At 69.4% G+C, this 12,799-nt stretch carries 12 protein-coding genes and 1 riboswitch; of the genes, 8 read left to right on the top strand and 4 right to left on the bottom strand.

The window, feature by feature from the left end:
• Window positions 1–23: 23 nt before the first annotated feature.
• Window positions 24–2,141 carry an excinuclease ABC subunit UvrB gene (uvrB, locus tag ACILR4_RS09770; RefSeq protein WP_395700657.1) on the bottom strand — a complete coding sequence of 706 codons (2,118 nt, stop codon included), beginning with the start codon at window positions 2,139–2,141 and terminating at the stop codon, window positions 24–26.
• Window positions 2,142–2,275: 134 nt separating this feature from the next.
• Between uvrB and ACILR4_RS09765 the strand changes: the two genes are divergently transcribed.
• From ACILR4_RS09765 to ACILR4_RS09740, 6 genes are all read left to right on the top strand, one after another.
• The gene (locus ACILR4_RS09765; protein WP_395700656.1) at window positions 2,276–3,472 is read left to right on the top strand and encodes an amino acid aminotransferase; all 1,197 of its coding nucleotides are present in this window, start codon (window positions 2,276–2,278) and stop codon (window positions 3,470–3,472) included.
• 248 nt (window positions 3,473–3,720) lie between these two features.
• Window positions 3,721–5,028, top strand: coding sequence for a polyhydroxyalkanoate depolymerase (locus ACILR4_RS09760; protein WP_395700655.1), 1,308 nt, complete (start codon window positions 3,721–3,723; stop codon window positions 5,026–5,028).
• Between the two features lie 8 nt (window positions 5,029–5,036).
• Window positions 5,037–5,729: an electron transport complex subunit RsxB gene (rsxB, locus tag ACILR4_RS09755; RefSeq protein WP_395700654.1), complete on the top strand. Its 693-nt coding sequence runs from the start codon at window positions 5,037–5,039 to the stop codon at window positions 5,727–5,729.
• Entirely contained in the window at window positions 5,726–6,634 is a 909-nt protein-coding gene (locus ACILR4_RS09750; RefSeq protein ID WP_395700653.1) for a DMT family transporter, read from the top strand. Before rsxB ends, ACILR4_RS09750 begins: the two co-directional genes overlap by 4 nt.
• Entirely contained in the window at window positions 6,631–7,266 is a 636-nt protein-coding gene (nth, locus tag ACILR4_RS09745; protein ID WP_395700652.1) for an endonuclease III, read from the top strand. The genes ACILR4_RS09750 and nth overlap by 4 nt, the downstream gene beginning before the upstream one ends.
• The gene (locus tag ACILR4_RS09740; protein WP_395700651.1) at window positions 7,263–8,153 is read left to right on the top strand and encodes a cobalamin-binding protein; all 891 of its coding nucleotides are present in this window, start codon (window positions 7,263–7,265) and stop codon (window positions 8,151–8,153) included. Before nth ends, ACILR4_RS09740 begins: the two co-directional genes overlap by 4 nt.
• Window positions 8,154–8,161: 8 nt before the next feature.
• Here the strand turns inward: ACILR4_RS09740 and ACILR4_RS09735 are convergent, their stop codons facing one another.
• Genes ACILR4_RS09735 through ACILR4_RS09725 form a run of 3 tightly spaced genes read right to left on the bottom strand, consistent with a single transcriptional unit; the run spans window position 8,162 to window position 11,724 of the window.
• The gene (locus tag ACILR4_RS09735) at window positions 8,162–8,905 is read right to left on the bottom strand and encodes an ABC transporter ATP-binding protein (RefSeq protein WP_395700650.1); all 744 of its coding nucleotides are present in this window, start codon (window positions 8,903–8,905) and stop codon (window positions 8,162–8,164) included.
• Entirely contained in the window at window positions 8,902–9,837 is a 936-nt protein-coding gene (locus ACILR4_RS09730; RefSeq protein WP_395700649.1) for a FecCD family ABC transporter permease, read from the bottom strand. Before ACILR4_RS09730 ends, ACILR4_RS09735 begins: the two co-directional genes overlap by 4 nt.
• 21 nt (window positions 9,838–9,858) lie before the next feature.
• The gene (locus ACILR4_RS09725) at window positions 9,859–11,724 is read right to left on the bottom strand and encodes a TonB-dependent receptor domain-containing protein (protein WP_395700648.1); all 1,866 of its coding nucleotides are present in this window, start codon (window positions 11,722–11,724) and stop codon (window positions 9,859–9,861) included.
• An 88-nt stretch (window positions 11,725–11,812) separates the two neighbouring features.
• Window positions 11,813–12,055, bottom strand: a riboswitch (cobalamin riboswitch).
• Window positions 12,056–12,101: 46 nt separating this feature from the next.
• On the opposite strand from ACILR4_RS09725, the gene ACILR4_RS09720 reads away from it, so the two are divergent.
• Window positions 12,102–12,329, top strand: a complete 228-nt coding sequence (locus tag ACILR4_RS09720) for a DUF904 domain-containing protein (protein WP_395700647.1) — start codon at window positions 12,102–12,104, stop codon at window positions 12,327–12,329.
• Window positions 12,326–12,649 (top strand): cell division protein ZapA, encoded by a 324-nt coding sequence (locus ACILR4_RS09715; protein ID WP_395700646.1) that lies wholly within the window; start codon window positions 12,326–12,328, stop codon window positions 12,647–12,649. The genes ACILR4_RS09720 and ACILR4_RS09715 overlap by 4 nt, the downstream gene beginning before the upstream one ends.
• Window positions 12,650–12,799 lie beyond the last annotated feature (150 nt).

The following is a 12,799-nucleotide window of genomic DNA, read 5'->3' as shown; positions in this document are numbered from 1 at the left end:
ACTGAGGCGCCGCGCCAGCGCGCTCAGCGCCGCGCCGGCCTTGCGCTCGCCAGCGGCACGACATTCGTGTCGTGCGCGCCGCCGCCACCGAAGGCCTGCTGGCGCAGGTCGGCCAGTTGGTCGCGCACCCGGGCGGCCTTCTCGAACTCCAGGTTCTTCGCGAACTCGAGCATCTGCTTCTCGAGCAGCTTGATGCGCTTGGACAGGTCCTTCTCGGACAGGCCCTCGCCTGCCGCGGCATCGACCATGCCCTTGACCTTGCTCTTGTCGTCCTGCGCGTTGACGATGCCGTCGATCAGCTCCTTGACCTGCTTGGTCACGCTGCGCGGCACGATGCCCATCGCGGTGTTGTGCGCGATCTGCTTCTCGCGCCGGCGGCTGGTCTCGTCGAGCGCCTTCTTCATCGAATCGGTGATCCTGTCGGCGTACAGGATCGCGCGGCCATTGACATGGCGCGCCGCCCGGCCAATGGTCTGGATCAGGCTGCGCTCGGCGCGCAGGAAGCCTTCCTTGTCCGCATCGAGGATCGCGACCAGCGAGACCTCCGGAATGTCCAGCCCTTCGCGCAGCAGGTTGATGCCCACCAGCACGTCGAACACACCCAGCCGCAGGTCGCGGATGATCTCCACACGCTCCACCGTGTCGACGTCGGAGTGCAGGTAGCGCACCTTCACGCCGTTGTCGCTCAAGTAATCCGTCAGCTGCTCAGCCATGCGCTTGGTCAGCGTGGTGATCAGCACACGCTCATGGACCTCGACCCGGTCGCGGATCTCCTGCAGCACGTCGTCCACCTGCCGCGTGGCCGGCCGTACCTCGACGATCGGATCGACCAGCCCGGTGGGCCGCACCAGCTGCTCCACCACCTGGCCGGCATGCTGCTTCTCGTAGTCGGCCGGCGTCGCAGAGACGAAGATCGCCTGGCGCATCTTGGCTTCGAACTCCTCGAACTTCAGCGGCCGGTTGTCCAGCGCACTGGGCAGACGGAAGCCGTACTCGGCCAGCACGGTCTTGCGCGCCCGGTCGCCGTTGTACATGCCGCCGAGCTGGCCGATCAGCACATGGCTCTCGTCCAGGAACATGATCGCGTCGCGCGGCAGGTAGTCCACCAGGGTCGGCGGAGGTTCACCCGGCTTGGCGCCGGACAGGTGCCGGGTGTAGTTCTCGATGCCCTTGCAGTGGCCCACCTCCTGCATCATCTCGAGGTCGAAACGGGTACGCTGCTCCAGCCGCTGCGCCTCGACCAGCTTGCCCGCCGCGACGAACTCGGCCAGGCGTTCGCGCAGCTCGACCTTGATGCTCTCGATGGCGGCCAGCACCCGCTCGCGCGGCGTCACGTAGTGGCTGGACGGGTAGATGGTGAAGCGCGGCACCTTCTGGCGCACCTGGCCGGTCAGCGGGTCCAGCAGCGAGAGGCTTTCGACCTCGTCGTCGAACAGTTCCAGCCGCACGGCCAGCTCGCTGTGCTCGGCCGGGAACACGTCGATCGTGTCGCCACGGACCCGGAACGAACCGCGCGAGAAGTCCAACTCGTTGCGCGTGTACTGCATGCGCACCAGCTGCGCGATGACGTCGCGCTGGCCGATCTTGTCGCCCACCCGGACGATGAAGCGCATCTGCGTGTAGTCCTCGGGCTTGCCGATGCCGTAGATCGCGCTGACGGTGGCCACGATCACCGTGTCGCGCCGCTCCAGCACGCTCTTGGTGGCCGACAGGCGCATCTGCTCGATGTGCTCGTTGATCGAGGAGTCCTTCTCGATGAACAGATCGCGCTGCGGCACGTAGGCCTCGGGCTGGTAGTAGTCGTAATAACTGACGAAATACTCGACCGCATTGCGGGGAAAGAACTCGCGAAACTCGCTGTACAGCTGGGCGGCCAGCGTCTTGTTGGGCGCGAACACGATGGCCGGCCGGCCCAGCCGGGCGATCACGTTGGCCATCGTGAAGGTCTTGCCCGAGCCCGTCACCCCCAGCAGCGTCTGGTAGGCAAGGCCATCGTGGACGCCTTCCACCAGCTGCTCGATGGCCGTCGGCTGGTCTCCGGCCGGCGGATAGGGCTGGAACAGCTGGAACGGCGAATCGGGAAAGCTCAGGAACTGCCCTTCCGGCAGCGTCGCGGCTTCCGCTTCGGCAAGTTGGCTCATCGGGTAATCCCTGAAGGTGTCATCTAAAATCCGCGATTCCCGCGGCATTGCGCGCCGGCGCGCGCTGTCAGCCTGACAGCGTAGCGCAGCAGGGCCGGGGTCTGCTGCCACCCTTCTGACAGGATGTTTCCCTCATGACGCTGTTTGCCGCCGTCGACATGGCCCCCCGCGACCCGATCCTGGGCCTGAACGAGCAATTTGCCGCCGACACCAACCCGGCCAAGGTCAACCTCGGCGTCGGGGTGTACTTCGACGAGAACGGCAAGCTGCCCCTCCTGCAATGCGTGCAGGCCGCCGAAAAACAGCTGGTCGAGGCCACCAAGCCGCGCGGCTACCTGCCCATCGACGGCATTGCCGCCTACGACAAGGCGGTGCAGGGCCTGGTGTTCGGCGCCGACAGCGACGTGCTCAGGCAAGGCCGCGTGGCCACCGTGCAGGCCCTGGGCGGCACGGGTGGTCTCAAGCTGGGCGCCGACTTCCTGAAGAAGCTGAACCCGGGCGCGAAGGTGCTGATCAGCGACCCGAGTTGGGAGAACCACCGCGCGCTGTTCACCAACGCCGGCTTCGTGGTCGACACCTACCCCTACTACGACGCGGAAAACCGCGGCGTCCGCTTCGATGCGATGCTGGACGCGCTGAACGCCGCGGCATCCGGCACCATCGTCGTGCTGCATGCCTGCTGCCACAACCCCACGGGCTACGACATCTCGCCGGCCCAGTGGGACCAGGTCATCGCCGTGCTGAAGTCGCGCCAGCTGGTGCCCTTCCTGGACATGGCCTACCAGGGCTTCGGCGACGGCATTGCCGAGGACGGCGCGGTGGTGCAGCAGTTCCTGGCTGCGGGCCTGGACTTCTTTGTCTCGACCTCGTTCTCGAAGAGCTTTTCGCTGTACGGCGAGCGCGTGGGCGCCCTCAGTGTCGTCTGCAGCAGCAAGGAAGAAGCCGCGCGCGTGCTGTCGCAGCTGAAGATCGTGATCCGCACCAACTACTCGAACCCGCCAACCCATGGTGCGCAGGTGGTCGCCACCGTGCTGGAAACGCCGGCGCTGCGCAAGATGTGGGAAGAAGAACTCGCCGCCATGCGCCAGCGCATCAAGCAGATGCGCAGCCTGCTGGCCGAGAAGCTGGCGGCCGCCGGCGTGAAGCAGGACTTCAGCTTCATCACACGCCAGCGTGGCATGTTCAGCTACTCGGGTCTCAGCGCCGCGCAGATGCAGCGCCTGCGCAACGAGTTCGCCATCTACGGCGTGGATTCCGGCCGCATCTGCGTGGCGGCGCTGAACACCCGCAACATCGAACCGGTGGTGGCCGCCATCGCCCAGGTGCTCTGAGCACCGCAGGCCTCGGCAACCCCCTGACGAGCCCGGCAATGCCGGGCTTTTTCGTGCCCGGACGTGACCCGGTGTCGCCCGCGCGACAGGCTCCCCGGGCAAATGCGGCTGGGAGGCCATCGTTTTTGCCGGATCATCTGGACGCGTGCAGGTTCACGATGCAAGCGTTACCATTGGCGAATTGTTGCGGTGCACAAAATCGCCGGGCAGCCTGTTGAAAGTTATCCCTACCGGAGTGGTTCTGAGCCATGCTGTACCAGTTCTATGAGACCCAGCGCGCGCTGATGGCGCCGTTTTCGGAGTTCGCGAGCGCGGCGTCCAAGCTGTACAACCACCCGCTGTCGCCGTTCACGCACACCCCGATGGCGCAGCGCATCTCGGCCGGGCTGGACCTGATGCACCGGCTGGCCAAGGACTACGAGAAGCCCGAATTCGACATCCGCAGCGCCACGGTGGCCGGGGTCGAGGTCGCGGTGCAGGAACAGGTGCCGATCACCAAGCCCTTCTGCCGGCTGCTGCGCTTCAAGCGCTTTTCGGACCACGCACCGGTGCTGGAGCTGATGAAGACGCAGCCCACCGTGCTGGTCGTGGCGCCGCTGTCGGGCCACCACTCGACCCTGCTGCGCGACACCGTGAAGATGCTGCTGCAGGACCACAAGGTGTTCATCACCGACTGGACCGATGCGCGCAACGTCTCGACCGACGAAGGTCCGTTCCACCTGGACGACTACATCGCCTACGTGCAGGAGTTCATCCGCCACATCGGGCCTGAGGTCAACGTGATCTCCGTCTGCCAGCCCACCGTGCCGGTGCTGGCCGCCGTGTCGCTGATGGCCACGCATGGCGAGTTCACGCCCCGCACGCTGACGATGATGGGCGGCCCGATCGATGCCCGCAAGTCGCCCACCGCGGTGAACAACCTGGCGATGAACAAGAGCTTCGAGTGGTTCGAGAACAACGTGATCTACCGCGTGCCGCCGAACTTCCCCGGCGCCGGCCGCCGCGTGTACCCGGGCTTCCTGCAGCACACCGGCTTCGTGGCGATGAACCCGGACCGCCACCTCAGCTCGCACTACGACTACTTCCTCGACCTGGTGCGCGGTGACGAAGACTCGGTCGACGCCCATCGGGCGTTCTACGACGAGTACAACGCGGTGCTCGACATGCCGGCGGAGTACTACCTCGACACGATCAAGACCGTGTTCCAGGACTTCGCGCTCGTCAACGGCACCTGGGACGTCGACGGCACGCTGGTGCGGCCGCAGGACATCAGCACCAGCGCCTTGCTGACGGTGGAAGGCGAACTCGACGACATCTCGGGCGCGGGCCAGACCCGCGCGGCCCACGATCTGTGCACCGGCATCCCGAAGGCCCGGCAATTCCACTACGACGTCGAGGGCGCCGGCCACTACGGCATCTTCTCGGGTCGGCGCTGGCGCGAGAAGGTGTACCCGGAGATCAAGGCCTTCATCGCACGCTTCAATGCGCCCGAAGCCCCGGTCCAGGCCGAGGCGCCGAAGTCACCCGCCCGCAAGCGCGCCCCCCGGAAGGGATAATCCGGCGGGTGACCGTCACCGCCGCGCCGCCCTCTTCCAACGGCCTCGCCGACCGCATCGACGCCGCACTGCCGCAGACGCAGTGCACGCGCTGCGGCTTCCCTGATTGCCGCCGCTACGCCGAAGCCGTGGCGGCCGGCGAGGCCGCGATCAACCGCTGCCCGCCAGGCGGCGCCGAGGGCATTGCGCGCCTGGCCCGCATCACCGGCCAGCCCGTGCTGCCGCTGGACGCCGAGCGCGGCCACGAAGGCCCGCTGAACCTGGCGGTCATCGACGAAGCCTGGTGCATCGGCTGCACGCTGTGCATCAAGGCCTGTCCGGTGGACTGCATCATCGGCGCGCCGAAGTTGATGCACACGGTGATCGACGAGCTCTGCACCGGCTGCGAGCTGTGCATCCCGGTGTGCCCGGTGGACTGCATCTCGCTGGCCCCGGTCAGCGGCGATCGCACCGGCTGGGCAGCCTGGTCGCAGGCGCAGGCGGACGCGTCACGTGAACGTTATGCCTTCCACCAGCTGCGGGTCGAGCGCGACAAGCGCGAGAACGACGAGCGACTGGCCGCCAAGGCCGCGGCCAAGCTGGCCGACCTGCCCAGCCACACGCGGCTGACCGACCCCGACGCGATAGAAGCCAAGCGCGCGGTCATCGAGGCGGCGCTGGCCCGCGCGAAGGCGCGGCAGTCCGAAGGCGGCCCGCGATGAACGGCGCCGGCCTGACCCGCCTGCAATCCGGCGGGCTGTTGCTGCTGGCGGCGCTGATCTGGGGCTCGGCCTTCGTCGGCCAGTCGCTGGGCATGGCCGGCGTGGGCCCGCTCACCTTCACCGGCGTGCGCTTTGCGCTCGGCGCCTTCGTCGTGCTGCCGCTGGCCTGGCGCGAGCGTTCGCAGCTGCAGGCCGCCGGGCGCCGGCTGCAGCGGCGCGATGCGGGGTGGATCGTGCTGCTGGGCCTGCTGCTGTGCACCGGCGTCGTGATGCAGCAGATCGGGCTGATGAGCACCAGCGTCACCAACGCCGGCTTCCTGACCGCGCTCTACGTGCCGCTGGTGCCGCTGCTGGCCTGGCTGGTGCACCGCCAGCTGCCGCACTGGAGCGTCTGGCCCGCGGCCGCCGGCTGCCTGGCCGGCACCTGGCTGATGACCGGCGCCTCGCTGCAGCAGCTCTCGCGCGGCGACCTGTGGGTGCTGGCCAGCGCCCTGCCCTGGGCCCTGCATGTGTTGCTGGTCGGCCATATCGCCAACCGCCTGCACGGCGCCTATGCGGTGGCCTGCGGCCAGTTCAGCATCTGTGCGCTGCTGAGCCTGATGCTCGGCGGCGTGCTGGAGCCCATCACGCTCGATGGCCTGCGCCTGGCAGCGGGCGCCATTGCCTACACCGGCATCGTCTCGGTCGGCATCGGCTTCACCCTGCAGGTGATCGGCCAGCGCCACGCGCATCCGGCCGATGCCGCGATCATCCTGTCGTCCGAGACCGTCTTTGCGGCCACCTTCGGCGCGCTGTTCATGGGCGACCGGATGGGCGCCACCGGCTTCGCCGGCGCCGCGCTGATCCTCGGCTGCATCCTCGCGGTGCAGATCCAGCCGCTGCTCAATTCCCGACGCAACGCATGAAGACCGCCGACATCGAACCCTTCTTCGCCACGCTGGCCGCCGCCAACCCGCAGCCGGCCAGCGAGTTGGAATACACCAGCGTGTTCGAACTGCTGGCCGCGGTGCTGCTGTCGGCCCAGGCCACCGACGTCGGCGTCAACAAGGCCACCCGCAGGCTGTTCCCGGTGGCCCACACGCCGCAGCAGATGCTGGCATTGGGCTACGACGGCCTGTGCGACCACATCCGCACCATTGGCCTGTACCGCAACAAGGCCAAGCACCTGCTGCAGACCTGCCAGATCCTGGTCGAGCGCCACGGCGGCGAGGTGCCCCGCAGCCGCGCCGAGCTCGAGGCGCTGCCCGGCGTCGGCCGCAAGACCGCGAACGTGGTGCTGAACGTCGCGTTCGGCCAGCCGACGATGGCGGTGGACACGCACATCTTCCGCGTCAGCAACCGCACCGGCCTGGCGCCGGGCAAGACGCCGCTGGCGGTGGAACTGCAGCTCGAAAGACGCGTGCCTGAGCACTACCGCATCGAGGCGCACCACTGGTTGATCCTGCACGGCCGCTATGTCTGCGTCGCGCGCTCGCCGCGCTGCCATGTGTGCACGGTGCGGCCCTGGTGCGACACCGGCCGCCAAGGCGGCGCATGAAGCGATTGCGCTGCGCCTGCGCATGTGTGGTGGTGCTGGTGTGGGCGCTGCTGGCCGGCCCCCTGGCCAGCGCCGCCCCGGTGACGGTGCGCGACGATGCCGGCCACGTGCTGAGCCTGCCCGCGCCGGCGCACCGCGTCGTCGCGCTGGCACCGCACCTGGCGGAACTGGTGTTCGACGCTGGCGCGGGCGAACGCCTGGTCGGCGTGATGCGCTACAGCGACTTCCCGCAGGCCGTCAGCCGCCTGCCAGTCGTCGGCGATGCGTTCGCGGTGAACCTCGAAGTCATCGCGTCGCTGAAGCCCGACCTGCTGCTGATGTGGTCCAGCGGCGTGAATCCGCGCCAGCAGCAGCGCCTGCAGACATTGGGCGTGACGACCTTCGACAGCGAGATCGGCAGCATCGAGGCGCTGGGCTCGACGCTGCGCCGGCTGGGCACCCTGTTCGGCACCGAGGCCATCGCCGAAGCCGCCGCGCAGCGGGCTGAGGGCCGCTGGCAGGCGCTGAAGGCGCGCTATGCCCAGCGCCGGCCGGTGCGGGTGTTCTACCAGCTGTGGCACGAGCCGCTGATGACGGTGAACCGCCAGCACCTGATCGCGCAGGCCATCGAGGCCTGCGGCGGCATCAACGTGTTCGGCCAGCAGCCGCTGTTGACGCCGACCATCAGCTGGGAGGCCGCGGTGGCCGCCGACCCGCAGGTGGTGATCACCGGTGCCGGGCGCGACGAGCCGGCGCGGCTGGAAGCCTGGCAGCGCTTCGGCCGGGTCGAGGCGGTGAAGCGCGGCCTGGTGATCGCGCTCGATGGCGAGCAGCTCGCGCGCATGACGCCCCGCTTCATCGACGCGGCGCAGTCGCTGTGCGAAGCAATCGACCGCGCACGCCGCTAGCACGCCTGTTACGCGGCCACCCAGACGCCGCCGGCCTCGCGCCAGGCACAACCGTACACCGCCGCCAGCCGCGGCGCGCGAATCATCTCGTCGCAGCGCCCGGCCGACCAGTGCCCCTCACCGTGCAGCGCCAGCACGTGGGTCGCGGCGCGCAGGATCCAGTTCACGTCGTGGGCACTGGCCACCAGCGCCGCCCCGCTGGCGCTGGTGGCCAGGCCGGTCAGCCACTGCGCCACCAGCGCCTGGTGCGCCGGGTCCTGGAACGAGACCGGTTCGTCCATCAGCATCAGCGGCGCGCCTTGCAGCGCGCACTGCGCCAGGGCCACGCGCTGGCGCTCGCCGCCCGAAAGCTGCATCACGCCGCGCTGCGCCAGGTGGGTCACGTCCAGCTGCGCCAGCACCGCCTCGGCCGTCAGCGCGCCGGGGCGCACCATGCTCAGGCTCAGCAGGCGCTCCACGCTGATCGGGAAGCGGTCCACCGCCTGCTGCGGAGCATAGGCACGGGCCCAGGCCGCATCGGCTGCCGGCCATTCGGCCTGTGGCCGGCCGAGCCAGCGGACCTCACCGTGGCGCTGCGGCACCGGCAGGCCGGCCAGCGCGCGCAGCAGGGTGCTCTTGCCAGCGGCATTGCGGCCGATCACGCACCAGCGCTCGCCGGGGTGCACCCGCCACTCCAGGTCCCGCACCAGGCAGCGGCCGGCCGCGTGCAGGCTCAGGCCGCGCGTCTCGAGCAAGGCGGGCGCCGGCGTCATCGGCCACCTCGCGCCAGCACGGCAATGAACAAGGGCGCGCCGACGAGCGACATCACCGCGCCCACCGGCAACTCCAGCGGCGCGACGACGGTGCGGGCCACCAGGTCGGCCAGGGTCAGCAGGGCCGCGCCGCCGATCGCACTCATCCACGCGAGGTCGCGCGTGCGCTGCACGCCGATCAGGCGCAGGGCCTGCGGGACCACCAGGCCGACGAAGCCGATCGCGCCGGCGCTGGCCACCGCGAGCCCGGCCGCCAGCGAAGCGCCGACCAGCAACAGCCAGCGAAGCCGCCGCACCGGCTCGCCGAGCAGCGCGGCCACCTCGCTCCCAAGCATCAGCCGGTCGATGCCCGTGTCATGCCAGCTCAGCAATGCGACGAAGACCAGCGCCGCCGCGCCGCAGGCCAGTCCGCCCTGCGCGCCCGAGAGGTCGCCCACCAGCCAGAAGATCGCGCCGCGCAGGCGCTGGTCCGGCGTCACCGCCAACAGCAGGGTGGCCACCGCGCCGCACAGCGCGGCCAGCATCGCGCCGGTCAGCACCAGGCGCGGCGAGGCATCGTCGGCCGAGGCCAGCGCGCTGCGCGTCAGCGCCAGCAGCAGGACACCGGCGGCGAGCGCGCCGAGACCGGCGCCCAGCCAGAGGCTGGCGCCGACCATCAGGGCCAGCAAGGCGCCGACCGATGCGCCACCCGAGGTGCCCAGCACGTAGGGATCGGCCAAGGGATTGCGCAGCAGCACCTGCATCGCCAGCCCGGACAGCGCCAGCAGCGCGCCGACGCCGACGGCCGAACCGACCCGCGGCGCGCGCAGCGCGACGATCAGCTCGGGGTCGAAGCCGGCACTGCCCAGCGCCAGCCCGGCGCCCACCGACAGTGCCAGCAGCCCCAGCAGGCCGGCAGCCAGCGCGGCCAGGCGTGCACCGGTCAGGCCCATGCGATTCCGCCTAACGCAACATCAGAGCGGCAGCCTGTAGCGCAGGCCGGCGAAGAAGCCGCGCGCGGGCTGGTCATAGCCCTTGGCCGTCTCGTAGTGCACATCGGCCACATTCTCGATCCGGGCGAAGGCCTGCCAGGCCCGCGAGACGTCCCACTGCAGCGTGATGTCGCCCACCGTGTAGGCCGGCAGCGTGATGTCACCGCTGTCGGGTCGGTCGCCGGCATGGCGCAGCGCCACGCCGGCGCGCCAGCCCTGGCCCAGGTCCTGCGTGAGGTTGAGCGACGCCAGGATGTCGCTGCGCCGCAGCCGGCGCGCACCGGTGACGCCGTCGATCGCGCGCTGCGACGTCAGGCTCGCGCGCAGGTCGGTGGCGCCGAAGCGGCCGGTATACGACAGCTCCAGCCCACGGTTGCGCGTCTTCGCGAGATTCGAGAACGTGAAGGTGCTGAAGTCGTAGTCGATCTCGTCGGCGATGCGGGTGCGGAACAGCGTCGCGCGCAGTCGATGGTTGGTCACGGCCCACTGCAGGCCCAGCTCCACGCTGTGGCTGAACTCGGGTTTCAGGTCCGGATTGCCCGAGTACGGCGCGTACAGGTAGCCCAGCGGCGCCACGCCGAAGGCATTGGCCACGCTGGCAATCGCCTTCCAGGCCGGATCGAACTGCCAGCCCCAGGCCAGGCTGCCGCTGGTGCGCGAGTCGCTGCCTTCGACATGGTCGTAGCGCAGGTTGGCTGCCAGCTCGTGCGTGCCGAAAGTGGCCCGCGCGCCACCGAACAGCGCCGAAAGGCTGCGCGCGTGGTCGTAGACGCCGCCAAAGCCGTCGTCCGCGCCGATGCGCTGGCGCTGCTGGTCCAGGCCGGCGTTGAGGTTCAGGTGCTCGGACAGCTTGAACGCGTTGTCCCAGTTCAGCGAATCCACCGTCGTGCGGTAGCGCGCGTGGTAGCCGAAGTCGCCCGTGGTGTCGTCGTGCACTGTCTCGCGCTGGCTGGACAGACGCACGCGGCTGCTCCACACGCGGGTCCAGCTGTCGTCGCTGCCGACGTGGACCAGGTGCTTCGCGGTGTTGGCATGCTGCAGGTCGGTCGGCGCGCCGAACTTGCTGTCGTAGTCCAGCCTGCCCTCGGTGTAGACCCAGCCGGCCGACAGGCGATGCTGGCCGCTCCATTCGTGCGATAGATTCAAGGTGGCGCTGGTGTTGCCGTAGCCATCGCGATCCGGGTTGGCGTTCGGCACCTCGGCTGGATTGATCGCCGAATACCCGCGGTCGTGCAGGCCCGAGAGGCCCAGCGACAGCTGCGTGGCACCCCAGCGCTGGTTGAAGCCGGCCGAGGCGTGCACCAGCCCGCGCGAGCCGGCCTCCAGCGTCACGCCGGCGCCCGACGCGGCGCCATTCGTGAAGACCTGGATCACGCCGCCGATGGCGCCCGCGCCATACAGGGCCGAGGCGTTGCCGCGCACGATCTCGATGCGCTCGACCTGGTCGAGCATCAGATGCTCGATGCCGATCTGGCCGGTGGCATCCTGGCGCGACAAGGGCACGCCATCGACCAGCACCAGCACCTGGCGCGACTGCGCGCCGCGCACGAACAAGGAGGTGGCCGTGCCGCGCGGGCCATTGCTGGCGAACTGCACACCGGCTTCGGTGGCCAGCAGCGAAGCCAGGTCGATGGCCTGCGCGCGCTCGATGTCGCTGCGCGTGATCACCGTGGTGTGCGGCAGGGTGTCGGCCAGTGACTGCGGGCCGCGCGCGGCGGTGACCACCACGGCCTGCAAGGGTGACGAGACGTCCTGCGCTGCAGCGGCGCTGCAGACGAGGACGGGACAGACGGCAGCGCAGGCAGCCAGCCAGGGCGTGGCGCGAAGCGCCAGGGAGGGGACGGACATGATGTGGAACGGAACCCGATGACAGGACCGGCCCGCGCTTCCCCGCGCGGGCACTGGCAATGTGGCCCGGCACCACGCAGCAGCACGCGTTGCCGAGCCCCCTGTTGGCCGGTATCCGGGCTGGCGGAGGCAACCCCTGTGGCCTTCCCGGCGACCGTGGTCGCCAGTGGCTTGAAGTCACAGGAGCGGAGGCTGGATCAGCCTCGTCCGCTTACCGTTGCGGGGGCAGCGCAGGTTGGGTGGCCGTCCGTGGGACGACCGCCTTCCTGCTTCCCGTTTAACCCACCGGCGACCGAAGCGCCGACGGAGCACCAACAGCCGGCATCCTACCAGCGCCGCCTACAATGGAAGGCTCCACAGCTGGCGGCGGGCGGCCCATGTCCAGATTCGACGAACTTGCCGAGCGCATCGAGCGCCTCGTGCTGCGCCACGAGGAACTGAAGCGCACCAACGCACTGCTGGAACAGCAGCTGGCCAGCGTGACGGGCGAGCGCGACAGCCTGCGCTCGCGCCTGCTGGCCGCACGCAACCGCATCGACGCCTTGATCGAGCGCATTCCCGCCGACCAGACCATCATCGCCGAGGCCGGCGAACCCAAGGCATGAAGCAGATCGAAGCCACCATCCTCGGCCAGAGCTACGTGCTGGCCTGCCCACCCGGCGGCGAGGCGCTGCTGCTCGAAGCCGTGAACATCGTCGACCGCGAGATGAGCGCGATCCGCGACGCCGGCAAGGTGAAGGCCCGCGAGCGCATGGCGGTGCTCGCCGCGCTGAACCTTGCCTACCAGCGCGCCGAGCAGGCCCAGACCGCGCCGGCACCGGCCGCGAGCAGTGCGCGCAGGGCGCCCGATGCGCCGGCCGGCGATGTCGATGCGCTGATTCGCCGCATCGACGCGGCGCTCGGCGACGACGGCCTGCTGCTGTGAAGAATTGATCGCCGAACGACCTGCATTCACTTGTCCGAACCGCGGCGCGACGTGCTTAAAATGTCTTCGTCCGGCGTGTCAGCGTGGGTTTTATATTTCCTTGAACCGATGCTCAATGAGCTAGGGCTTGGAACATTGCCTGGCAGGTGC

It is taken from the genome of Aquabacterium sp. (genome assembly GCF_044226965.1).
Lineage (GTDB): Bacteria > Pseudomonadota > Gammaproteobacteria > Burkholderiales > Burkholderiaceae_C > Pseudaquabacterium.
The sequence above is the reverse complement of the archived record's forward strand: the minus strand, read 5'-3'. Positions and strand labels throughout refer to the sequence as shown.

Coding starts and splice junctions, on each gene's coding strand:
- uvrB (WP_395700657.1), bottom strand. CDS start 2,141: ATGAGCCAACTTGCCGAAGCGGAAGCCGCGACGCTGCCGGAAGGGCAG.
- ACILR4_RS09765 (WP_395700656.1), top strand. CDS start 2,276: ATGACGCTGTTTGCCGCCGTCGACATGGCCCCCCGCGACCCGATCCTG.
- ACILR4_RS09760 (WP_395700655.1), top strand. CDS start 3,721: ATGCTGTACCAGTTCTATGAGACCCAGCGCGCGCTGATGGCGCCGTTT.
- ACILR4_RS09750 (WP_395700653.1), top strand. CDS start 5,726: ATGAACGGCGCCGGCCTGACCCGCCTGCAATCCGGCGGGCTGTTGCTG.
- nth (WP_395700652.1), top strand. CDS start 6,631: ATGAAGACCGCCGACATCGAACCCTTCTTCGCCACGCTGGCCGCCGCC.
- ACILR4_RS09740 (WP_395700651.1), top strand. CDS start 7,263: ATGAAGCGATTGCGCTGCGCCTGCGCATGTGTGGTGGTGCTGGTGTGG.
- ACILR4_RS09735 (WP_395700650.1), bottom strand. CDS start 8,905: ATGACGCCGGCGCCCGCCTTGCTCGAGACGCGCGGCCTGAGCCTGCAC.
- ACILR4_RS09730 (WP_395700649.1), bottom strand. CDS start 9,837: ATGGGCCTGACCGGTGCACGCCTGGCCGCGCTGGCTGCCGGCCTGCTG.
- ACILR4_RS09725 (WP_395700648.1), bottom strand. CDS start 11,724: ATGTCCGTCCCCTCCCTGGCGCTTCGCGCCACGCCCTGGCTGGCTGCC.
- ACILR4_RS09720 (WP_395700647.1), top strand. CDS start 12,102: ATGTCCAGATTCGACGAACTTGCCGAGCGCATCGAGCGCCTCGTGCTG.
- ACILR4_RS09715 (WP_395700646.1), top strand. CDS start 12,326: ATGAAGCAGATCGAAGCCACCATCCTCGGCCAGAGCTACGTGCTGGCC.